The following is a 20648-nucleotide window of genomic DNA, read 5'->3' as shown; positions in this document are numbered from 1 at the left end:
CTCGCTTCCGTGCGATTGGCTGTTTACGTTGCCGTAAAACGCCTTCTAACCTGCGCGGCATGGCGGGGGTGTCCGGGGTGCGGTTCAGCGGGCTGGTCGGCGGTGCGGCGGTGCGGCCCGGGGGCGGCGCGGCGGCGGTGCGCCCGCGCCGGGACGGCGGGGCGGCGGCGTGGCGCGGGTGAGCGCGCTGCCCACGCGGCGCCGGGAGCCCGAGGCGGGAGAACCGGCGCCGGCGCGGCGCGGCCGCCGCCGGGGCGAGATTCTGCGCCGGGCGGCGGAAATCTTCGGCCGCCAGGGCGTGGCGCATACCTCGCTGGAGGACATCGCCGCGGCGGTCGGGCTGCGGCGGGAGGCGGTGTACTACTACTACCGCGACAAGACCGAGATCCTGTGCGACGTGATCCGGCCGCAGAGCGAGGCGCTGCTGCACGGCATGGAGCGGCTGATGGCGCTGGACGCCCCCGCCGCGGCGCGGCTGGCGCTGGCGATCGGCAGCCACCTGGAACGCTTCAACCCCAACTACCTCGAGATGAGCGTGGCGTTCCGCGAACTGTCCGGCCAGGACCCGGCGCCCGGGCTGATGGAGCTGCGCCGCGTGTGGAAGCGCTACGAGCAGCACTGGGTGGAGCTGGTGCGGCAGGGGCAGGCGACGGGCGAGTTCGACCCGGCGCACGAGCCCAAGATGGCCGCCTTCGCGATCCTGGGCATGTGCAACGGGGTGTCCGGCTGGTACCGGCCGGATGGCGGCGTGGCGATGGCCGATCTCGTGCGCAGCTACACCACCCTGGCGCTGGGCGGGCTGCTGCGGCCCGGCGCGGCAGGGGCCGTGCCGGCGGCATCCGGTTCGGATCTGTCCGGTTCGGCACTATCCGGCTCGGCGCGAGCCAATTCGGCGCCATCCGGTTCGGCACCATCCGGTTCGGGGCCATCCAATTCGGCGCTGTCCGGTTCGGCGCGGGCCAGTTCGGCGCGGGCCGATCCGGCGCAACCCGGTTCGGCGCGGCGCGGCATGACGGGGGAGAAGGCGTGATGGACGCGGCGAGCGAGGTGCCCGGGATGGGTGATGCGGCGGAGCGGCAGGCGCGGCTGGACCTCGCCGCCTGCTACCGGCTGGCGGCGCATTTCGGGCTGGACGACATCGTCTACACCCACATCTCGCTGCGCGTGCCCGGCACCGACCATTTCCTGCTCAACCCCTTCGGCACGCTGTTCTCGGAGATCACGGCGTCGAGCCTGATCCGCATCGACGCGGATGGCCGCGTGGTGGCCGGCGAAGGGCGGGTGAACGAGGCGGGCTTCGTGATCCACAGCGCGCTGCACATGGCGCGCGAGGACGCGCACTGCGTGATGCACGCCCACACCCGGGCGGGCATGGCGGTGTCGGCGCTGCGCGACGGGCTGCTGCCGGTGTGCCAGAAGTCGATGATCTTCTACGGCCGCCTGGGCTACCACGACTACGAGGGCTTGGCCTTCAACATGGCCGAGCGTGACCGGCTGATCGCCGATCTCGGGCCGCACCGCGCCATGGTGCTGCGCAACCACGGTTTGCTGACCTGCGGCCGCGACTGCGCCGAGGCCTTCAGCCTGATGTACCAGCTGGACCTGGCCTGCCGCGCCCAGGTGGACGCGCTGGCGATGGGGGTGCCGCTGCACCTGCCGCCGCCGGAAGTCTGCGCCCACACGGCGGAGCAGCTGTGGAGCTACCCGGTGGGGCCACACGTGCTGGAATGGCCGGCGCTGCTGCGGCTGCTGGACCGGACCTATCCGGACTGGCGGGGCTGACGGGCGATGGGGGAAAGGCCGGGGGAGTGAACTCCTCCGGGCCCCCTCCTTCTTTCGGGAGTTTGGGGTGCCCTGAAAGGCACCCCCGAACTCCCGAAAATAGAAGGGGGTCCGGGGGGATACTTCCCCCCGGCTTGCTTTCCCCCCGCCGGTCGAAACAGGCGCGACGATGACGAGAGGGCAGGAACGCAACGTGGCTGAGATCAACGCCGGGCCATCGCCGAGCGGCTTCGCGCCGCCCGGGGCGCGGGTGTCGCGCGACGCGGATGGCTGCCTGGTGCTGCGGCACGCGATCGAGCTCGCGCCCTATGACCGGCAGGTCGGCGACTGGGTGCGGCGCTGGGCCGCGGCGGCGCCGGAGCGGCTGGCGCTGGGGGACTGGGACGAGCAGGGGCAGCCGCGCGGCATCACCTACGCGGAACTGCGCCGGCACTGCGACGCGCTGTCGCAGGCGCTGCTGGACCGCGGCCTGGGCGCGGACCGGCCGGTCGCCCTGTTGTCCGAGAAGAGCTTGCCGCACGCGCTGCTGACCCTGGCGGCGCTGCAGGTCGGCATCCCCGTGGCCCCGATCTCGCCCGCCTATTCGCTGCGGCCCGAAGCGCGCGGACGGCTGCTGTCCTGCCTGCGCGCCGCGGCGCCGGCGCTGGTGCTGGTGGATGACGGCGAGGCCTTTGCCGAGGCGGTGGCGGCCCTGCCCGAGGACGTGCCGGTGGTGTTCGAGACCCGGCCGCCGCCGGGCCGGCGCCAGGCGCTGCCCTTCGCCGCACTGCTGGACACCGTGCCGGGCCCGGCGGTGGAGGCCGCCTTCGCGGCGGTGGACCCGGACGCGCCGGCCAAGATCCTGTTCACCTCGGGCTCCACTGGGGAGCCCAAGCCGGTGATCAACACCCACCGCATGATGTGCTCCAACGCCCAGGCGCAGCGGCAGCTGTTTCCCTTCCTGGGCGAGCGGCCGCCGGTGGTGATGGACTGGCAGCCCTGGCACCATTGCGGCGGCAGCAGCCACAACTTCCACGCCGCCCTCAGTAACGGCGGCACCTACCACATCGACCGCGGCAAGCCGACCACCGACGCCGCCTTCGCGCCGACGCTGCACGCCTTGCGGCAGGTGTCGCCCACGCTGCACTTCAACGTGCCGCAGGGCTACGACCGGCTCGCTTTCCACCTGGCGCGCGACGCGGTGCTGGCGCGGCGCTTCTTCGCGGAGCTGGACTGCATCGTGTATTCCGCGGCCTCCATGCCGCCGCCGCTGTGGGAGGCGCTGGAACGGCTGTCGGTGGCGGCACGCGGCGCGCGGGTGCCGATGGTGTCCTCCTACGGCATGACGGAGATGGCGCCGCTGCACACCAGCCTGCACTGGCACGAGGGCCGTCCGGGCATGATCGGCCTGCCGATCCCGGGCTCGGCGGTAAAGCTGGTGCCGGTGGCGGACAAGCTGGAGCTGCGCGCCAGGGGCCCTAACCTGACGCCCGGCTACCACCGCGAGCCGGCGCTGACGGCGGCGGCCTTCGACGCGGAAGGCTGGTACCGCTCGGGCGACGCCGTGCGCTTCGTCGACCCCGACGATCCGTCGCGCGGGCTGCTGTTCGAGGGCCGGCTGACCGACCAGTTCAAGCTGCAGAGCGGCACCTGGGTGCAGGTGGGCAACCTGCGCACCGCCGTGGTGGCCGCGGCCTCGCCGCTGCTGGAGGACGTGCTGGTGGTGGGGGAGAACCGCACCGAACTGGGCGTGCTGGCCATCCCCAACCTGTCCGCCGGGCGCGAAATCTTCGGCCGCCCCGAGATGACGCTGCCGGAACTGGCCGCGCTGCCGGCGCTGCGCGAGCGGCTGCGCGACGCGATCGCGGCGTTCAACCGCGACAACTCGGCGTCCAGCCGGCGGATCGCGCGGGTGCTGCCGATCCACGACGTGCCCTCCCTCGCGGCGGGGGAAACCACGGACAAGGGGCATATCAACCAGAAGCTGGCGGTGGCGCGCCGCCCCGCGCTGGTGGCGACCCTGTTCGACGATGCCGACCCGGCGGTGCTGCGGCCGTGATCTTCTTTCCCGACGCGCTGTTTCCCGACGACCACGCCGCCGAGCGCGCGGCCGCCGCCCCGGAACCCGTGCGGCTGCACCGGGAGGGCGAGGTGGCGGAGGCCGACTGGGCCGCGGCGCGGGCGGTGATCGCCACGCATCGCCGCCGCTTCGACGCCGCGCTGGCGGCGCGGATGACGCGCTGCAAGGTGCTGGTGCGTTCCGCCGCCGGCTACGACAACGTGGACCTGGAGGCGTTCGGGCGCGCGGGCATCGCCGTGTGCAACGTGCCGGACTACGGCACCACGGAGGTGGCGGACCACGCGATGGCGCTGCTGCTGGCCCTCGCCCGCGGCGTGGTGGTGGCCGATGCCGCCCAGCGCAGCCGGCCCGGCAGCTGGGACTGGCGCGTCGCCCAGCCGGTGGCGCGCCGGCTGCGCGGGGCGCGGCTGCTGGTGGTGGGGCTGGGCAATATCGGCCTGGCGGTGGCGCGGCGGGCGGCGGCCTTCGACATGCGGGTGAGCTTCTACGCACCGCGCCGCCCGCCGGGGCTGGAACTGGCGCTGGGGATGGAGCGGGCGGACGACCTCGGTGCCGCGCTGGCCGAGGCGGACATGGTCAGCCTGCACGTGCCGCTGACCCCCGCCACGCGCGGGCTGTTCGGCGCGGCCACCCTGGCGCGGATGAAGCCCGGCGCGCTGCTGGTGAACACCGCGCGCGGCGAGATCCTCGACCTCGACGCGCTGCACGACGCGCTGCGCGCCGGCCGGCTCGGCGGCGCGGCGCTGGACGTGCTGCCCGACGAGCCGCCCGACCCGGCGCATCCGCTGCTGCGCGCCCATGCCGCCGGCGAGGCCTGGTTGGCAGGGCGGCTGATCCTGACGCCGCATATCGGCTTCCTCAGCCCCGATGCCGCGGCCGACCTGCGGCGGCTGGCGATCCGCACCGCCCTGGACGCGCTGCGCGACGGGGTGCTGCGCAGCTGCGTCAATGCGCACCTGCTGGACCGGGCGCGCCACGATGCCCGCTGAGGCAACGGGGCGCGACGCGGTGGCGGCGGCGCTGGGGGCGCTGCGCGGGCGCGTGGGCGAGGAGCTGGGCACCACGGCGTGGGAAAGCCACGACCTCGCGGCCATTCGCGCCTACGGCGCGCTGACCGGGGAGGATCTGTGGATCCACACCGATGCCGAGCGCGCCGCGGCCTCGCGCTTCGGGGCGCCGCTGGTGCAGGCCTCGCTGCTGATGGCGCGCTTTGGGGCCTGGATCCGCGCGGTCGGCGCCTGGCTGCCGGAACCCGCGGTGCCGCTGAACTACGGCTACGACAAGGTCCGCATCCTCGGCGCGCTGAAGGCCGGGGAGCCGGTGCGCGGGCGGGTGGTGCTGCAGGGGCTGCGCGACGCCCCCGGGCCGATGGTGCGGCTGCACCTGGGCGTGTCCGCCGAGCGGGAAAGCGGCGGCCGGCCGGTGATCGCGGCCGAGTGGATCGTGGCCTTCCTGCTCGACGCGGCGGAGTAGGCGCGGCAGCGGCGCTGGCGCTGGCGCTGGCGCTGGCGCTGGCGCTGGCGCTGGCGCTGGCGCTGGCGCTAGCGTTGCGGCTGCGGCTGCGGCTGCGGCTGCGGCTGCGGCTGCGGCTGCCGTTGCCGCCGCTGGTGCGTGGCGGTCCGCGCGGCCGTCACCCCTGCGCGCATCAAGTTCGGGATGCAACCGGCACCCATTCCGCCCGGCCGGCGTTTGCGGGCGGGGGCCGTCGGCCAGGCCCCAGGAGGATCGCGTCGCGGGGCAGCGCCTGCCGGGTGCTGGGACGCGCGGCGCACACCGCGGATCGGCTGGGTCCGGCCAGCAGTTCAAGGAGGCACACCATGGTTGCCGTTTCCGAGCAGCGCCTGTTCGACGCTCTCGCCACCCTCACGCGCGCCTTTGCCGATGGCGGCGTGCCGTCCATGCCCGGGGTGGATGCCGCCGAGGCCGCGCCGGAGGGCGAATCCCCCGCCATCGAGGCGCTGGATCCGGAAGCGCGGGAGGTGCTGGGCGAGGCGGCGCTGGCCGTGGCCTACGGCGCCTTCGCGTCCCGCGGCAACGACACCAGCGGGGCGATGCAGTCGCTGATCGCCGCCATGGGGCTGATGGCGGTCCTGTCGGGCGAGGAGCCGGACCCGCCGGCCGAGATTCTCGGCCTGGCGGCGGAGGATGGGCGGGTGGAAGCGGAGATCGACCGCGCGGGCGAGGCGGTGGACCGGGAGTTCGGCCGCGACGCCGCGCCGGAAGCGCTGGCCGCGGCGCTGGAAGCGCGCATCCTCGGCACCGCCATCACCCTGGCGGGCTGCACCCTGCCGGACGGGGTGGACGGGCAGGCCGCGGTGCGGCTGCGCGCCGCGCGCTGGCTGACGCGGCTGGCCGCGGGAATGCTGGCGATGAACGTCGCGGGGGCGAGCGCGGCCGGCGCGGCCCCGGCGCCGGCCGCCGGCGAGGCCGGTCCGGCCTAGGCCTGGGTGGCCGCAGGTCGGGTCGGCCCGAGCGCGGGGCGGGCTAAGTCCGGATCAGCCTTGGCCCGGGATGGACTGAGCCCGGATGAACTGCACCCGGGTCGGACTGCGATCGGGCTGCGCCGAGATCGGGGCGGCCGGGGTCCGTGGCCGCCGTGGGCGCGGCTGGGTCGACGGGTTGGCCGCGCGAGCACCGGCTCCCCGCCCGCGGCGGTGCGCCCGGCCGCGCGCGGGCTGCCGGCGCGGCGGCGAAGCCTCAGGCCTCCACCTCGTGCAGCAGCAGGCCCGGCGCCAGCGCGGTGCCGCCGGCCGGCGAGGTCAGCCGTTGCAGCGCGTCCCGCATGCCGCGGCTGCCCGCCACCCAGCGATCCGCCAGGGTGGCGCGCGAAAAGTCGAAGAACTTGCCGGGCCCGGCCTCGTCCATTGCGGCGCGGTAGCCCAGCAGCAGCAGGGTGGCGGAACGCTTCGCGTCCCCGGCCTCCGCCAGGATGGCGGCGACCTCCGGCCGGTTGCGCAACTCCGGCGGCAACTGCGCCGCGAGGCGCCCGAACAGGGCGCGCCAGCGCTGCGCCTGCCCGCGGCCTTCCAGCAGGCGTTGCGTCTGGTTGCCGAAGGCGAGGTCGCCCGCCCGCGCCAGCGCGGCCGGCAGGGTTCGCGGCACGCTGCCGTGACGGGCGAAAAGCTCCACCGCGAAGCAGGTCAGGTCGCCGGAAAGGGGCGCGTCCAGCACCAGGTCCAGCGCCGTGTTGGCCGCGAAGCCGCCATCGGCCAGGAGGCGCCCTTCCACCTCCACCGGGGAGAAGAGCGGCAGCAGGGCGCAGGAGGCCAGCAGGTGGTCCGGGCCGATCCGGTCGCCGCGCGCCGTGTCGAACACCACCCGCTCGCCGGTGCCGAGTTCCGTGGCCAGGATGGTGAGCCGGGGGGCGCCGGCGCCGTTGAGCCGGTCGAAGTCGAGCCATTCCGGCAGGCGGGCGCGCAGGGGCTGCAGGTCGAACAGCGACGGTACCTTGCCCGCCAGCGCGCCGGGCGCCAAGCGCGACTGGAACAGGCCGGGCCGGCCGAGCAGCAGGGACTGCCAGGCGGCGGCCTGGTTGTGGACGTCCCGCCAGGCGCCGCTGGCCGGCGGCGGGCCGAACCAGAAGGAGGCGAGCGGGAAGGGGTCGCCCGCCATCGCGTCCCAGAAGCCCCGCAGCCGCTCCACCCGCCGTTCCGGCGGGTTGCCGGCGATGATGGCGGCGTTCACCGCTCCGATGGAGGTGCCCACCAGCCAGTCCGGGACGAGGCCGCCCGCCTCGGCCAGGGCCGCGAAGGCCCCGGCCTCGAAGGCGCCCAGGGCGACGCCGCCCGACAGCACCAGGGCGCAGGCCGGGGGCGCCGCTCGGCCAACCGGTTCGGCCCCCCGCGGCCCACCCTGCGCGGGCGGGGCGTCGGCTTCGGGGTGGGGCGGCAGCGTTGCGCCGTCCATGCGCGCGCTACTTCGACACCGGCCCGGGCGGGCCGGGCGGCGTCAGGGTTTCCAGGGCACGGAAGGTGGCGGTCAGGCCGATATCGGCCATGCGGAAGGGCAGCGCCGCCAGGTCGAGCGGCAGCGCCGCCAGCGAGGTCACCGCCGCGAGGCCCGCGCCGCCGCTCTCGGGGCTGGCGCGCCAGCCGCCGCCGACGCCCTGGCCGTCATGCGTCGGCTCGAACAGGATGCCGGCGGTGTCGCCGCTCGGTTCCTCCGACAGGAAGCCGGTGTGCAGGGCGCGGCCGGTGAACCAAGTGGTGAAGCCCGGCGCCAGCTGCTTCTGCGCGGCGGCGAGCTTGCCGAAGCCGCCCACGATCACCTCGGCCTGCGGCTGCGCGGCCAGCGCCACCACGGCATCGGCCACTTCCTCCGCCGTGTAGACGGGCGGGGCCGCGCGCACGCGGCGGCCGCTGTAGTTGGCGGCGTGCTGGAAGAAGGGCGTGTCGATCACCGAGGGCAGCACGGTGCAGATCTGGATGCCCGGCTGGTCCAGCACCTCCTGCCGCAGGGCTTCGGAGAAGCCGCGGATGGCGAATTTGCTGGTGGCGTAGGCGGTGCCGTCCGGCTTGGCGGTCTGGCCGACGATGGAGGCGTTCTGCACCAGCACGCCGTGGCCCTGGGCGCGGAACTGCCGCATCGCGACCTTGGCGCCGTGGACGTAGCCGAAGAGGTTGATCTCGATCACCCGCCGCCAGGCCTCCATCGGGATGGATTCCAGGCGGCCGAAGGCGCCGACGCCGGCATTGTTGAACCAGACGTCGATGCGGCCGAAGCGGTCCAGGGCGCGGCGGCCGAGCACCTCGACCTGGTCTTCCTCCGTCACGTCGGTGGTCACGGCCAGCGCCTTGCCGCCCAGCGCCTCGCATTCCCGCACGGCTTCCTCGAGCATTTCCGTGCGGCGCGCGGCGAGAACGAGGTTGGCGCCGCGCCGGGCAAAGGCCTGCGCCGTGGCGCGGCCGATGCCGCTGGACGCGCCGGTGATGACCACCACGGGGGTGTCGGTGTGCGAGGGCATCGCGGATTCCTGATGGGCTGCGCTGGATGTGCGGATCGCGGGCGGAAGCCTCGACTTCCGGCGCCGGTCACGGATTGCAGCGGGGGTTTGGTCGGCTAACGAGCGGTGTCGCGGCGCGGTTGCCGGGGCGGCGGGGTCACAGCGGCGTCAGGCATCCCGCGCCCGGTTCCGGCGGGCCGCTGCGTCACCATTCCGTGCTCGGGTGTTGCCGGAAATCCGCCCGAATCGCTGCCCATCGCCGCCATGTTTCCGCTAGAATCGCCGCATCGGAGTTCCAGCGATGACAGCGTGGTATCGGGTGGTGTTCGGATTGGGCCTGAGCGCAGCGACGCTCTGCGTCCCCGTCGCGGCCGCGCCGCCTGACCGGGACGGTTCCGTGGTCACGCTGACCCGCCCCGGGCGGGTCACCAGCCGCGCGGGCAGCGACCATTCCGGCCGGGCGCGGCAAGGGCAGGCGGGGGTGATGACCAACCGCGCCCCCGGCGAGCGCCTGGCCTACGGCCCGCCTTTCGACCCCGCCGGCGCCGTGGCGGCCAGCAGCGTGCTGCCGCTGGGCACCACGCTGCGCGTGACCAACCTGGAAAACGGCCAGGTCACCATGGTGCAGGTGCAGGATCTCGGCATGGCCGGCAGCGACCGGCTGCTGGACCTCAGCCCGGGCATCGCGCGCACCATCGGGCTGAATGCCGGGGTGGTGCGGGTCAAGGTGGCGCCGCTGGCGGTGCCGCAGCCCGACGGCACGGTGCGGCTGGGCGAGGGCACTGGGCTGGCCGGGCAGATTGCCGCCACGGCGGTCAGCGACAGGCCGCGGGACTAGACCTGGTCCAGGCTGGCCGTGTCGGCCACTCGCGCATGAAACCGCCGGGTCTTTGTTCGGACTGGGTGGAAGCAGCAAGCCGGGGGGAGGTATTCCCCCGGACCCCCTTCTGTTTTCGGGAGTCTTGGGGTGCGCCGGTGGCCGCCGGGGCTCTCTTGCTCCCGAAAAAAGGAGGGGGGCCGGGGGAGTTCACTCCCCCGGCCTTCCCGCACCCTTCCGGTCAGGACATCGGCCCGGCGCCATGAGCCTCGTTCTCGCCTGCGACCTCGGCAGCAGCAGCTTCCGCGCCGCCCTGCTGGATGCGGCCGGCCATGTCCGCTGGCAGCACCAGGCGCCCGCCCGCCTGCCGGTGGAAGGTGAGCGTTCCGAGATCGACCCGGAAGACTGGTGGCGGCTGCTGCAGGACGCGGCGCGGGTGCTGGAGGACGCGGCGGGCGCAGCCTTCGAGGCGGTGCGGGCGGTGGCGATCTGCGGCATCACCCGCACGCAGGTTTTCCTGGACCGCGACGGGCGGGTGCTGCGCCCGGCCATCACCTGGGCCGACCGCCGCGCCGCCGGGGTGGCCGAAGCGCTGGCGGCGACCTTGCCGGCGGACTGGCCGGAAACCGCGCAGCTGAACGCCTTCCACCCTGCCGCCCGCCTCGCCTGGCTGCGGGAGCGGGAGCCGGAACGCTTCGGCCGCCTCGGCGCCGTGCTGGACCCCAAGGATTTCCTGAATTTCCGGCTGACCGGCCGGATGGCCACGGACCGCGTCTCGGGCGCCCGGCTGGCCGCGGCGGCGGCCCCCGACACGCGCGGGGGCCGGTTGCTGGATCGCCTCGGCCTCGGCGCCGGGGTGGTGGTGCCGGAACTGTTGCCCACGGCGCAGCTCGGCACGGTGCGGGAGGGGCTGCCCGGCGCGCTGGGACAGCTGGCCGGACGGGCCGTGTTCTCCCTCTCCAACGACACCTGGGCGGCCGTGGTCGGGCTGGGCGCGATGCGGCCGGGGCTGGCCTACAACATCGCCGGCACCACCGAGGTCTTCGGCGTGATCGGCGCCGAGGCGGCCGTCGCGCCCGGCCTGCCCAGCGTGGACTGGGGCGAGCGGGCACAGCAGCTCGGCGGGCCCAGCCAGTCCGGCGGCGACGGCATCGCCTGGGTGCTGGACCTTCTGGCGGGGGCGGGTGGGCGAGACGCCGCGGCGGCGGCCGGGCCGGATGCGGGCGCGGCGCTGGACCGGCTGCTGGCGGGCCCGCGCGACGCGGCGCCGGCGATCTTCCTGCCCTTCCTGCAGGGCGAGCGCACGCCCTTCTGGGACCCGGCGCTGCGCGGCGCCTTTCTCGGGCTCAACCGGCGGCACGGGCCGACCGACCTGGCCTTCGCGGTACTGGAAGGCCTCGCCTGCCTCAACCGCACGGTGCTGGAACGGGCGGAAGCGGCGCTGGGACAGCGGGTGGCGGAAATCCGCATCGGCGGCGGCGGGGCTGGCAACCCCGCCTGGTGCGGCATCAAGGCCGATCTCTGCGGCCGCCCGGTGATCGTGGGGGAGGCGGCGGAGCCCGGGCTGCTGGGCGCTGCCGCCGTGGCCTGGACGGGGCTGGGTGCCTTTCCGGACCTCGCCGCGGCGCAGGCGGTGCTGGTGCGGGTGGCGCGGCGGCACGCGCCCGACCCGGTGCGCCACGCGGCCTACGCGCCGCTGTTTGCCGCCTGGACCGCGGCGGTGGCGGCGGCCCGCCCGCTGGCCCCGGCGCTGGCCGCGCTGCGCACGCCGCCGAGGCTTGACCCCTCGCCGAATTGATGCGGTGAAGGCGCACGGGGTTTCGGCAAAGGGATGCGCATGCGGCGGGTGCTGCAACGGTTCGGGACGGCGATCGCCGGGCTGCTGGTGCTGCTGTTCTTTGCCGTGTCGGCGCCGAACTTCGCCACGCCGGCCAACCTCGCCGGCATCCTGCAAGACACCAGCTTCCTGGCGATCATCGCGGTGGGCTTCGCGCTGGCGCTGGCCACAGCGGAGCTGGACCTGTCGATCGCCGAGGTGGCGAGCCTCGCCGCGGTGGTGACGGGGGCGCTGATCCAGGGCGGCGCAGCACCGGCGCTGGCCGTGGCGGCGGGCCTGGGCACGGGGTTGCTGGCGGGGCTGCTGAACGGGGCGGCGGTGACGCTGCTCAAGGTGCCCTCGCTGATCGCGACGCTGGGCACCGCGGCCATCGCCAAGGGCACGGGCTTCGCCATCACCCAGGGCGTGGCCTTTGTGGGCCGCTGGCCGCGCGACTTCACCGGGCTGGCACGCGGCAGCCTTTTGGGCGTGCCGAACCTGGTGTGGTGGCTGCTGCTCGTGGCCGGGGCGGCGGCGATCCTGCTGAAATCCACCCGCACCGGGCTGCACATGCTGGCCACCGGCGAGGCGGAGGAGGCGGCGCGGCTGGCCGGCATCCGCACTGGCCGGATGAAGCGGCTGGGGCTGGGGCTGGCCGGGCTGCTGGCCGGCGTGACGGCGGTGCTGCTGGCCGCCAGCCTGTCCTCGGCGGCGCCGGGCATGGCCAACGACCTGTTCCTCTACGCCATCGCGGCGGTGCTGCTGGGCATGACCATGATCGAGCCGGGGCGGCCCAATATCGGCGGCACGCTGATCGCGGCCTTCACGCTCAAGGCGCTGGGCAACGGGCTCGTGCTGCTGGACGCGCCCTACTACACGCAGGACATCGTGCTGGGCTGCATCATCCTCGGCTCGGTGGCGCTGTCGGCCACCGCGATGCGGCGCACCGCCTTCACCAAGACGCTGAATTTCGGCAACGCCACCTGAATCGAGGGAACGGTTTCATGCTGTCCAGACGCGACTTCGCCATCACCGCCACGCTGGCGGCGGCCACCCTCGCCACGCGGCGGGCGGCGGCGCAGGAATTCAGCCTCGCCGTGATCGGCTTCCAGATGTCCTCGGAAACCCATGCGCGCGCGGCCAATGCCGCGGCTGCGGCGGCGCGCGAGAAGGGCTGGAACGTGTCGCTGCTCAACTCCGAAGGCTCGCTGCCCAAGCATGCCGAGCAGTTCGGCGCGCTGGTGCAGCGCAAGCCCGGCGCCATCATCGTCTGCATGGGCAAGCCCACCGAGGCGGACGCGCAGTTCGAGGCTGCCAGGGCCGCTGGCATCCCGGTGGTCACGGTGATGTCCGGCACCTCGCCGCACACGCTGTTCGACGTCGCCGTGAATGAGTACCAGGTGGGCGCGCAGGCGGCGCTGTGGCTGCTGGGGCGGATGAACTACCGCGGTGCCATCCTCACGGAGCGCTTCGACGGCAATGTCGGCACGCGCATCCGCGGCAAGATGCTGGACGCCGTGTTGTCGGAGAACCAGGCGGTTTCCGTGCTGGGCAGCCACAGCATGGCGCGCACCGCCAGCTGGCAGGACGACGTGCGGGCGGGGATGCAGGCGCTGCTGCTGCGCCATCGCGGGCGCTTTCAGGGGCTCTGGGCCTCCTTCGACGGGCAGGCCTACATCATCGACGACCTGTTGCAGGCGCAGGGGATGAAGAAGGGCCAAGTGCCGGTGGTGTCCATCGACGGCGGCGCCGAAACCTATCGCCGCATCGCCGACCCGGAATCCACGCTGATGGCCACGGTGGCCATTCCCTTCGAGGAGATGGGCCGCCGCGCCGTGGCGGCGGTGGAGGCGGTGGCGGTGCGCAAGCAGCCGCCCGCCAGCGTCAATGCGGGGCCCTACATGCTGCTGGATGCGGCGCTGGTGGACGCCAACAACGTCCGGCAATACCTGAACCCGTGAGCGAAGCGCCGCTGCTCTCGCTGCACGGCATCCAGCGCGCCTATGGCGCGGTGCAGGCCGTGCGCGGGGTCGACCTGGAGATCCGCGCGGGCGAGGTGCTGGCGCTGTGCGGCGACAACGGCGCCGGCAAGTCGAGCCTGGTGAAGGTGATCGCCGGCGCGCATCCGCCCACGGGCGGCACGCTGCTGTGGCGCGGCGCGCCGCTGGTGCTGCGCTCGCCGGAGGATGCGCTGCGGCAGGGCATCGCCACCATCTACCAGGACCTGGCGCTCGCGCCGCGCATGTCGATCGCGCAGAACATCTTCCTGGGCAGCGAGCTGACGCGGGGCCTGGGCGTCCTACGGCTGCTGGACAAGCGCCGCATGACGCGCGAGGCGGCGGGCTTCATGGGCCGCCTGGGCGCCGCGGTGACGGAGATGGCGACGCCGGTGGAGCGGCTGTCCGGCGGGCAGCGGCAGGCCGTGGCCCTGGCCCGCGCGCTGCGCTGGCAGGCCGGGCTAATCATCCTGGACGAGCCCACCGCCGCGCTGGGGGTGAAGGAAACCGCGGTGGTGCTGCAGCTGATCCGGCGGCTGCACGCGGAAGGCCGCGCCGTGCTGCTGGTCAGCCACAACATGGCCGATGTCTGTGCCGTGGCGACGCGGGTGGCGATCCTGAAGAGCGGCCGCAAGGTGATCGACCGCCCCACCGCGGGGCTGGATGCCGACACGCTGGCGCATATGGTGATGACCGGGCAGGAGGGCGACGCGGCCGCTGCCGCCGGCACGGTGCCGCTGCGGGCGTGACCGGCCCCGTAACCGGGGGGACGCCGTCCGTTCAGCCGCGCGACAGCTCGGCCACCATCTGCTGCAGGTCGAGCTCCTGTTCCAGCGCGGCCAGCACGTGGTCGTGGATCTCGCCGGCGCGGTGCATGCGCAGGATCTCGGCCCGCCCGGCCTGGATGGCCTGCAGCACCACCGTGAAATGCGCGATCTCGTCTGGCCGGTAGATGTCCCGGTTCGCGGCATAGTTGACGGAGATGCGCGCCCGGTAGCCGTATTGTTCCAGCAGCCGCGGGTGCCGCTCGGTGCCGTCCTCCTGCCGTGAGGCCGCGGCCACCACCGCCAGCTGTGCCTGCGCCACGCGCGACCAGGCGACCTCCTCCGGCAGCTGGCTCGGGTCGCGCTCCTCGGCACCGTCCAGGCCCAGGCGGCGGATCAGCGGGCCCAGCGTGCCGCCCTGCACCAGCACCGTGACCAGGATCACGCCGAAGGTCGCCACCAGCACGAAGTCGCGGCCGGGCAGCTCCTCCGGCAGGGCCAGGGCCGCGGCCAGGCTGACCACGCCGCGCATGCCGGCCCAGCTCATGACGGTGGCCACGGCAAAGGAGGGGGCGGGGCCGGAGCCCGGACGCCAGCGCCGGAACAGCCGCCGCAGCAGGTCCGAGCCGAAGACCCAGACGAAGCGCGACAGGATCACGGTGGCGACCACCGCGGCCACCGGCAGCAGCAGCGCTTCCGTGGCCTCCGCGGCGCTGCCCAGCCGCGACAGCACGCCGCGCAGCGACAGGCCGATCAGGATGAACACCAGGGATTCCAGGATAAACACCAGCACCTGCCAGAAGGCATGGGCGCGGATGCGCGTGCCGGCTGAAAGGTCGGCGTGCTGGTGCCAGCCCAGCAGCATGCCGCAGGCCACGGTGGCCAGCACGCCGGAGACGTGCAGGTGCTCGCCGCCGATATAGGAGGCCCAGGGCAGCAGCAGCGTGGTGGTGATGGCGAGCTGGGTGTCATCCAGCCGGCGCAGCACGGCCATGCCCACCCAGCCCACGGCGAGGCCCACCGCGACGCCGCCCACCGCCAGCAGCCCGAAGGTGACCGCCCCGTCCCCGATGCTGAAGCTGCCGGTCAGCGCCGCGGCTACGGCGAAGCGGAACAGCACCAGCCCGGCGGCGTCGTTCAGCAGGCTCTCGCCCTGCAGCAGCGCGGTGACGCGGGAGGGCAGCTGCAACCGTTCCAGCACCGCTTCCGCCGCCACGGCATCCGGCGGCGACACGATGGCGCCCAGCGCGAAGCACACCGCCCAGGGCAGGCCGGGCAGCAGCCAGTGCGTGACGACCCCCACCAGCAGGGTGGTGAACACCACGGCGCCCACCGCCAGCAGCAGGATGCCGGCGACGTTGGCGCGGAATTCCCGCCACACGGTGAAATAGGCGCCGCTCATCAGCAGGGGCGGCAGGAACAGCACCAGCACCAGTTCCGGGTTCAGCTCCAGCGCCGGCACGCCCGGCACCAGCGCCAGCACGCCGCCGCCGAGGATAAAGGCCGCGGCCGGCGGCAGGTCGAGGCGGCGCGCCACGAGGGCCAGCGCCAGCACCGCCAGCATCAGGCACAGGATGAACTCGAGCTGCCCCACCGGCGACATGCGGTTTCTTCCCGATGCGGCGCGGCCCGGCGCCGCGCTGCTGCCGGGCGATTCTACGCGGCCCGGGGCGGAGCGGAACAGCCGTGGCCGGGCAGGGGAGGCGACCTGCTGCCGGGGGGCGAGGGGTGCCCCGTGGGGAACTGCCGGAGAGCGGGAGCCGGCTCGACGGGCGGCGACCGGCGTGGTGCCGGAGGTCCGGTCCTGGGCGCGTGATCCCGGAAGCGCGGTTCGGGGGCGCGGTTCCGGCGGGCTCCACCCGATGCCGGCCGGGAAAGGCAGGCCCGGCGCCCAGAGGGACGAGTTCCGGCGGCGGCGGCGAATTTTCGGCAACGGCTGCCTCCGGCCGCTCCTGGCCCGCTGCCCAGGGGCGGGGTTTTCCGCTATCGGATATGGGAACTCCGGGCCCGGCCGACGCCGTCGGCCGCCCGGATCGGGGTGGCGGGCGAGGGCCGGCCCTGCGGCCGCCCGGTCCTGGGCGGGCGGCAGGGCACGGCGAGCGCGGGGGCGGGCGATGCGCCGGGACCCCGCGGCGCTGCCCTGCCACCCGGAGGCCACCAAGCGCCGATCAAGGCGCGGAACGGGAGAAGCACCATGCTGGACGTCGCCCTGCTGATCGGCGAACGGGACCTGCCCGCCACGGGCAACGCCACTTTCGAGCGGCGCAACCCCGTGACCGGCGAGGTCGCGAGCCGCGCCGCCGCGGCCACGGTGGCGGACGCGGTGGCGGCGGCGGATGCCGCGGCGGCGGCCTTTCCCGCCTGGGCCGCGCTGGGCCCCAACGCGCGCCGGGCGCTGCTGCTCAAGGCCGCGGACGGGCTGGACGCCCGGACGCCCGAGTTCATCCGCCTGATGGCCGAGGAGATCGGCGCCACCGCCGGCTGGGCCGGGTTCAACGTCCACCTCGCGGCCGGGATGCTGCGCGAGGCGGCGGCGATGACCACCCAGACCACCGGCGAGGTCATCCCCTCCGACAAGCCGGGCTGCCTGGCCATGGCGATCCGCCAGCCCGCCGGCGTGGTGCTGGGCATGGCGCCCTGGAACGCGCCGGTGATCCTGGGCGTGCGCGCCCTGGCGCTGCCGCTGGCCTGCGGCAACACGGTGGTGCTGAAGGCGTCGGAAACCTGCCCCGCCACGCACCGGCTGATCGGCCAGGTGCTGCGCGAGGCCGGGCTGCCGCCGGGCGTGCTGAACGTGGTGACGCATTCCGCGGCCGACGCGCCGGCGGTGGTGGAAGCGCTGGTGGCGCACAAGGCGGTCAAGCGGATCAACTTCACCGGCTCTACCAAGGTCGGCCGCATCATCGCCAAGCTGGCGGCGGAGCACCTGAAGCCGGTGCTGCTGGAACTGGGCGGCAAGGCGCCGATGATCGTGCTGGAGGATGCCGACCTCGACGAGGCGGTGAAGGCCGCGACCTTCGGCGCCTTCATGAACCAGGGCCAGATCTGCATGTCCACCGAGCGGCTGGTGGTGGTGGAGGGCATCGCCGAGGAGTTCGGCCGCCGCCTCGCCGCCTTCGTGGCGAAGCTGCCGGTGGGCGACCCGCGTTCCGGCAACGTGTTCCTCGGCTCGGTGGTCGATGAGGCGGCGGCGGCCAAGGTGGACCGGCTGATCGCCGACGCCACCGCCAAGGGCGCGGTGCTGCTGGGCGGCGGCCCGCGCCAGGGCACGGTGATGCCGGCCTCCATCCTGGACCGCGTGACCCCCGACATGGAGATCTACAACGAGGAGTCCTTCGGGCCCGTGGTGTCCATGATCCGCGTGCGCGACGCGGAGGAGGCCGTGCAGGTGGCCAACGACACGGAATACGGGTTGTCGGCGGCGATCTTCACCCGCGACGTGGCGCGCGGCATCGCCCTGGCCCGGCGCATCGAGAGCGGCATCTGCCACGTCAACGGCCCCACCGTGCACGACGAGGCGCAGATGCCCTTCGGCGGCGTGAAGGCGTCCGGCTACGGCCGCTTCGGCGGGCGCGCGGGGATCGCCGAGTTCACCGACCTGCGCTGGATCACCGTGGAAACCCAGCCGGGCCAGTACCCCTTCCCGCCGGCCGCCTCGGAGCCCCCGGCGGCGACGCCCGGGGCGCACTGATCCGCGGGGGGGGCCGCCGGGCTCGGCGGCCCGACCGTGGCCAGGGGGCGACGCCCCCCTGGCCGGCACGGCCACCCGGAACCGCCCGGCCGATCAGAACTGGCGCTGGCCGGTGCCGGGCCCGGAGGACAAGGTGCGGGGCGTGACCGTGCCGGGCTGGGTCACGGGGGCGCGGGTCAGCTGATCGGCGAAGGTCAGCGCGAACAGGAAGCCGATCCACAGCAGCGACGCGAAGCCGGCCAGCCGCAGCAGCGGGTCGGGGCGGCGCAGGTTCATGAAGAACAGCGCGATCAGCAGCGCCTTGGCCGCGGCGATGCCCAGGCTGGCGGCCATGTTGAGCCGGCCCAGCGGCACGAAGGCCAGCAGCACCGTGGCCGCCGCCAGGACCACCAGCGCGCCCCAGACCAGCAGGCCGCGGCGCAGGATGGTGCGGGCGTCGCGCGGCAGGTCCTCGCCCAGCCCGGTCACACCCGCCCCCCGAGGTAGAGCAGCGGGAACAGGAACACCCAGACCACGTCCACGAGGTGCCAGTACAGCGCCGCCGCCTCGAAGGCCGGGCTTTCCAGCGGCCGGGTGCCGCGCCAGGCCTGCCAGAACAGCCAGCCCAGCGCGCCCAGGCCGCCGCACAGGTGCAGCCCGTGCAGCGCCGTGGTGATCCAGTACAGGGCGAAGAAGATCTGCGCTTCCGGCTGTTCCAGCCTGAAGCCCTGGCCGGGAAACAGGTGCTCGCGGACATCCTCGCGCCACTCAAAGCCCTTGATGGCCAGGAACAGGAAGCCGAGCAGGATCGTCAGCCCCAGCGCCCGCAGCGCCAGCGTCCGCAGCCGGGCGCGGGCGGCTTCCGCCGCCACCGCCGCCGCGAGGCTGCTGGTCAGCAGCACCAGCGTGTTGGCCATGCCGAAGACGAGGTTGGTCTCGTGCCCCGCCGCGGCGAAGGCCTCGGGGTGCAGGGCGCGGTTGAAGGCGAAGGCCAGGATCAGCCCGGCGAAGAGCAGCGCCTCGCTGCCCAGGAAGACCCAGGTGCCGAAGGAGGCCGCCTCGCGCTGCCGGCGCAGGCTGCCCCAGGGCTCGCGCAGCGCGCCGCTCACGTTTCGCGGCCCTGGTTGCGGTGCGGCGCGCGCACGTCGTGGCGCGGGCCCTCCACGTCGTCGTGGTAGGCGTAGGGGCCGGTGTCCACCACCGGCGGCGAGCGGAAGTTGTCGCGCGGCGGCGGCGAGGCGGTGCGCCATTCCAGCCCCGTGGCGTCCCAGGGGTCCTCGGGCGCGCGCCGGCCCCAGATCAGCGACCAGGCCAGGTAGCCCATCGGCAGCAGGTAGGCCGCCGCCAGCAGCACCGCGCCCGCCGAGGACAGCACGTGCCAGACCTGGAATTCCTGCGGGTAGATCTGGTAGCGCCGCGGCATGCCCAGGAAGCCCATGATGAACATGGGAAAGAAGGTGAAGGAGAAGCCGAAGAACATCAGGATCGCGGCGAAGCGCGCCCAGGCGTCGGGGGGCATCCGGCCGGTGACCTTGGGCCACCAGAAGTGCAGCCCGCCGTAGAAGGCCGACACCGCGCCGCCCACCATGATGAAGTGGAAATGCGCCACGACATAGTAGGTGTCGGTGACGTGCACGTCGATCGGGATGGAGGCCAGGAACAGCCCGGTCAGCCCGCCGATCGTGAACAGCCCGATGAAGCCCAGCGCGTAGAGCATCGGCGCGGCGAAGGTGATCTGGCCGCGGTACAGCGTGAAGGTCCAGTTGAACACCTTGATGGCCGAGGGCACGGCGATCACGAAGCTCAGGAAGGAGAAGGCGAGGCTGACGTAGAGCGACTGGCCCGACACGAACATGTGGTGGCCCCAGACCAGGAAGCCCACCAGGCAGATCCACAGGATTGCGTAGACCATGAAGGTGTAGCCGAAGACCTGGCGGCGCGAGAAGCAGGTGACGATCTCGCTGATCACGCCGAAGGAGGGCAGGATCATGATGTACACGGCGGGGTGCGAGTAGAACCAGAACAGGTGCTGGAACAGCAGCGGGTCGCCGCCGCGGGCGGGGTCGAAGACCGGCAGGCCGAAGCCGCGCTCGGCCACCACCAGCAGCAGCACCGCGGTCAGCACCGGCGTCGCCAGCACCATCACCAGGGAGGTGCCGTAGACCGCCCAGACCAGCAGCGGCAGGCGGAACCAGTCCATCCCCGGGGCGCGCAGCAGGTGCACGGTGGCGATGAAGTTCACCCCCGTGGCGATGGAGGAGAATCCCACCAGCACCACGGCCAGCGCCGCCAGCATCACGTAGGAATTAGAATAGGCGGTGGAGAAGGGCGTGTAGAAGGTCCAGCCGGTGTCCACCCCGCCCGCCACCAGAGCGAAGACCAGCAGGGCGCCGGCGCCGACGTACAGGTACCAGGAGAGCAGGTTCAGCCGCGGAAAGGCCAGGTCGCGGGCGCCGATCATCAGCGGCAGCAGGAAGTTGCCGAAGGTGGTGGGGATCGACGGCACCAGGAAGAACCACACCATCACCGTGCCGTGCAGGGTGAACATGCGGTTGTAGCCGTCGGCCGACAGCAGGTCGGCGCGCGGGGTGAACAATTCCCAGCGGATCGCCACCGCCGCCGCGCCGCCGATAAAGAAGAACACCGTCAGCGTCGCGGCGTAGAGCAGCGCGATGCGCTTGTGGTCGGTGGTCAGGAACCAGGACAGCAGCCCGGGTTCCGCGGTCAGGTAGCTGGCGTCGCCGCGCGGCGCGTCCAGGGATGGTGCGTCCAGCGGGGGCGCGCGCCCGGCGGCCATGTCG

Annotated in this window: 18 protein-coding genes; 12 read left to right on the top strand and 6 right to left on the bottom strand. The window is 73.8% G+C overall.

The annotated features are described in order from the left end of the window. Positions 1 to 178: 178 nt before the first annotated feature. The 6 genes from ACLIBK_RS12030 (at position 179) to ACLIBK_RS12005 (ending at position 6282) form a co-directional block, all read left to right on the top strand. Positions 179 to 1030: a TetR family transcriptional regulator gene (locus tag ACLIBK_RS12030; RefSeq protein WP_415387497.1), complete on the top strand. Its 852-nt coding sequence runs from the start codon at positions 179 to 181 to the stop codon at positions 1028 to 1030. Continuing rightward, positions 1030 to 1782 carry a class II aldolase/adducin family protein gene (locus tag ACLIBK_RS12025; RefSeq protein WP_415387496.1) on the top strand — a complete coding sequence of 251 codons (753 nt, stop codon included), beginning with the start codon at positions 1030 to 1032 and terminating at the stop codon, positions 1780 to 1782. Before ACLIBK_RS12030 ends, ACLIBK_RS12025 begins: the two co-directional genes overlap by 1 nt. A gap of 193 nt (positions 1783 to 1975) precedes the next feature. Next, positions 1976 to 3820, top strand: coding sequence for a feruloyl-CoA synthase (locus ACLIBK_RS12020; protein WP_415387495.1), 1845 nt, complete (start codon positions 1976 to 1978; stop codon positions 3818 to 3820). Next, positions 3817 to 4830 carry an NAD(P)-dependent oxidoreductase gene (locus ACLIBK_RS12015; protein WP_415387494.1) on the top strand — a complete coding sequence of 338 codons (1014 nt, stop codon included), beginning with the start codon at positions 3817 to 3819 and terminating at the stop codon, positions 4828 to 4830. The genes ACLIBK_RS12020 and ACLIBK_RS12015 overlap by 4 nt, the downstream gene beginning before the upstream one ends. Beyond that, on the top strand, positions 4820 to 5314 hold the full coding sequence (locus ACLIBK_RS12010; RefSeq protein WP_415387493.1) for a MaoC/PaaZ C-terminal domain-containing protein: 495 nt from the start codon (positions 4820 to 4822) through the stop codon (positions 5312 to 5314). The genes ACLIBK_RS12015 and ACLIBK_RS12010 overlap by 11 nt, the downstream gene beginning before the upstream one ends. Then, positions 5278 to 6282: a hypothetical protein gene (locus tag ACLIBK_RS12005; protein WP_415387492.1), complete on the top strand. Its 1005-nt coding sequence runs from the start codon at positions 5278 to 5280 to the stop codon at positions 6280 to 6282. The genes ACLIBK_RS12010 and ACLIBK_RS12005 overlap by 37 nt, the downstream gene beginning before the upstream one ends. 256 nt (positions 6283 to 6538) lie before the next feature. Here ACLIBK_RS12005 and ACLIBK_RS12000 read toward each other — a convergent pair whose 3' ends face one another. Further along, positions 6539 to 7747 (bottom strand): patatin-like phospholipase family protein, encoded by a 1209-nt coding sequence (locus ACLIBK_RS12000; RefSeq protein ID WP_415387491.1) that lies wholly within the window; start codon positions 7745 to 7747, stop codon positions 6539 to 6541. Between the two features lie 7 nt (positions 7748 to 7754). Further along, positions 7755 to 8804: an SDR family oxidoreductase gene (locus ACLIBK_RS11995; protein ID WP_415387490.1), complete on the bottom strand. Its 1050-nt coding sequence runs from the start codon at positions 8802 to 8804 to the stop codon at positions 7755 to 7757. Positions 8805 to 9084: 280 nt separating this feature from the next. Between ACLIBK_RS11995 and ACLIBK_RS11990 the strand changes: the two genes are divergently transcribed. The 5 genes from ACLIBK_RS11990 to ACLIBK_RS11970 all read left to right on the top strand — a co-directional run bounded on the left by ACLIBK_RS11990 (position 9085) and on the right by ACLIBK_RS11970 (position 14162). Continuing rightward, positions 9085 to 9621, top strand: a complete 537-nt coding sequence (locus tag ACLIBK_RS11990; RefSeq protein ID WP_415387489.1) for a septal ring lytic transglycosylase RlpA family protein — start codon at positions 9085 to 9087, stop codon at positions 9619 to 9621. A gap of 241 nt (positions 9622 to 9862) precedes the next feature. Further along, a complete protein-coding gene (locus ACLIBK_RS11985) occupies positions 9863 to 11398 on the top strand; it encodes a xylulokinase (protein WP_415387488.1) in 1536 nt (511 codons plus the stop codon). A 33-nt stretch (positions 11399 to 11431) separates the two neighbouring features. Then, complete coding sequence (locus ACLIBK_RS11980) at positions 11432 to 12403, top strand: ABC transporter permease (protein ID WP_415387487.1); 972 nt, start codon at positions 11432 to 11434, stop codon at positions 12401 to 12403. 17 nt (positions 12404 to 12420) lie between these two features. Continuing rightward, complete coding sequence (locus ACLIBK_RS11975; protein ID WP_415387486.1) at positions 12421 to 13377, top strand: sugar ABC transporter substrate-binding protein; 957 nt, start codon at positions 12421 to 12423, stop codon at positions 13375 to 13377. Then, complete coding sequence (locus ACLIBK_RS11970; protein ID WP_415387485.1) at positions 13374 to 14162, top strand: ATP-binding cassette domain-containing protein; 789 nt, start codon at positions 13374 to 13376, stop codon at positions 14160 to 14162. Before ACLIBK_RS11975 ends, ACLIBK_RS11970 begins: the two co-directional genes overlap by 4 nt. Before the next feature lie 31 nt (positions 14163 to 14193). Here ACLIBK_RS11970 and ACLIBK_RS11965 read toward each other — a convergent pair whose 3' ends face one another. Next, a complete protein-coding gene (locus tag ACLIBK_RS11965; protein WP_415387484.1) occupies positions 14194 to 15780 on the bottom strand; it encodes a Na+/H+ antiporter in 1587 nt (528 codons plus the stop codon). A gap of 591 nt (positions 15781 to 16371) precedes the next feature. Between ACLIBK_RS11965 and ACLIBK_RS11960 the strand changes: the two genes are divergently transcribed. Continuing rightward, complete coding sequence (locus ACLIBK_RS11960; RefSeq protein WP_415387483.1) at positions 16372 to 17868, top strand: aldehyde dehydrogenase; 1497 nt, start codon at positions 16372 to 16374, stop codon at positions 17866 to 17868. Positions 17869 to 17961: 93 nt separating this feature from the next. Here the strand turns inward: ACLIBK_RS11960 and ACLIBK_RS11955 are convergent, their stop codons facing one another. The 3 genes from ACLIBK_RS11955 to ACLIBK_RS11945 are packed head-to-tail and all read right to left on the bottom strand — an operon-like array spanning position 17962 to position 20644. Continuing rightward, positions 17962 to 18336 carry a cytochrome C oxidase subunit IV family protein gene (locus ACLIBK_RS11955; RefSeq protein ID WP_415387482.1) on the bottom strand — a complete coding sequence of 125 codons (375 nt, stop codon included), beginning with the start codon at positions 18334 to 18336 and terminating at the stop codon, positions 17962 to 17964. Continuing rightward, positions 18333 to 18956, bottom strand: coding sequence for a cytochrome c oxidase subunit 3 (locus tag ACLIBK_RS11950; protein WP_415387481.1), 624 nt, complete (start codon positions 18954 to 18956; stop codon positions 18333 to 18335). Before ACLIBK_RS11950 ends, ACLIBK_RS11955 begins: the two co-directional genes overlap by 4 nt. Then, positions 18953 to 20644: a cytochrome c oxidase subunit I gene (locus ACLIBK_RS11945; protein ID WP_415387561.1), complete on the bottom strand. Its 1692-nt coding sequence runs from the start codon at positions 20642 to 20644 to the stop codon at positions 18953 to 18955. Before ACLIBK_RS11945 ends, ACLIBK_RS11950 begins: the two co-directional genes overlap by 4 nt. Between the last annotated feature and the right edge of the window lie 4 nt (positions 20645 to 20648).

It is taken from the genome of Roseomonas sp. BN140053 (assembly GCF_047690175.1).
GTDB lineage: Bacteria > Pseudomonadota > Alphaproteobacteria > Acetobacterales > Acetobacteraceae > Roseomonas.
Note: the sequence above shows the minus strand (reverse complement) of the source record. Positions and strands in the feature narration are given on the sequence as shown.

Coding starts and splice junctions, on each gene's coding strand:
- ACLIBK_RS12025 (WP_415387496.1), top strand. CDS start 1,030: ATGGACGCGGCGAGCGAGGTGCCCGGGATGGGTGATGCGGCGGAGCGG.
- ACLIBK_RS12010 (WP_415387493.1), top strand. CDS start 4,820: ATGCCCGCTGAGGCAACGGGGCGCGACGCGGTGGCGGCGGCGCTGGGG.
- ACLIBK_RS12000 (WP_415387491.1), bottom strand. CDS start 7,747: ATGGACGGCGCAACGCTGCCGCCCCACCCCGAAGCCGACGCCCCGCCC.
- ACLIBK_RS11995 (WP_415387490.1), bottom strand. CDS start 8,804: ATGCCCTCGCACACCGACACCCCCGTGGTGGTCATCACCGGCGCGTCC.
- ACLIBK_RS11990 (WP_415387489.1), top strand. CDS start 9,085: ATGACAGCGTGGTATCGGGTGGTGTTCGGATTGGGCCTGAGCGCAGCG.
- ACLIBK_RS11985 (WP_415387488.1), top strand. CDS start 9,863: ATGAGCCTCGTTCTCGCCTGCGACCTCGGCAGCAGCAGCTTCCGCGCC.
- ACLIBK_RS11980 (WP_415387487.1), top strand. CDS start 11,432: ATGCGCATGCGGCGGGTGCTGCAACGGTTCGGGACGGCGATCGCCGGG.
- ACLIBK_RS11975 (WP_415387486.1), top strand. CDS start 12,421: ATGCTGTCCAGACGCGACTTCGCCATCACCGCCACGCTGGCGGCGGCC.
- ACLIBK_RS11965 (WP_415387484.1), bottom strand. CDS start 15,780: ATGTCGCCGGTGGGGCAGCTCGAGTTCATCCTGTGCCTGATGCTGGCG.
- ACLIBK_RS11960 (WP_415387483.1), top strand. CDS start 16,372: ATGCTGGACGTCGCCCTGCTGATCGGCGAACGGGACCTGCCCGCCACG.
- ACLIBK_RS11945 (WP_415387561.1), bottom strand. CDS start 20,644: ATGGCCGCCGGGCGCGCGCCCCCGCTGGACGCACCATCCCTGGACGCG.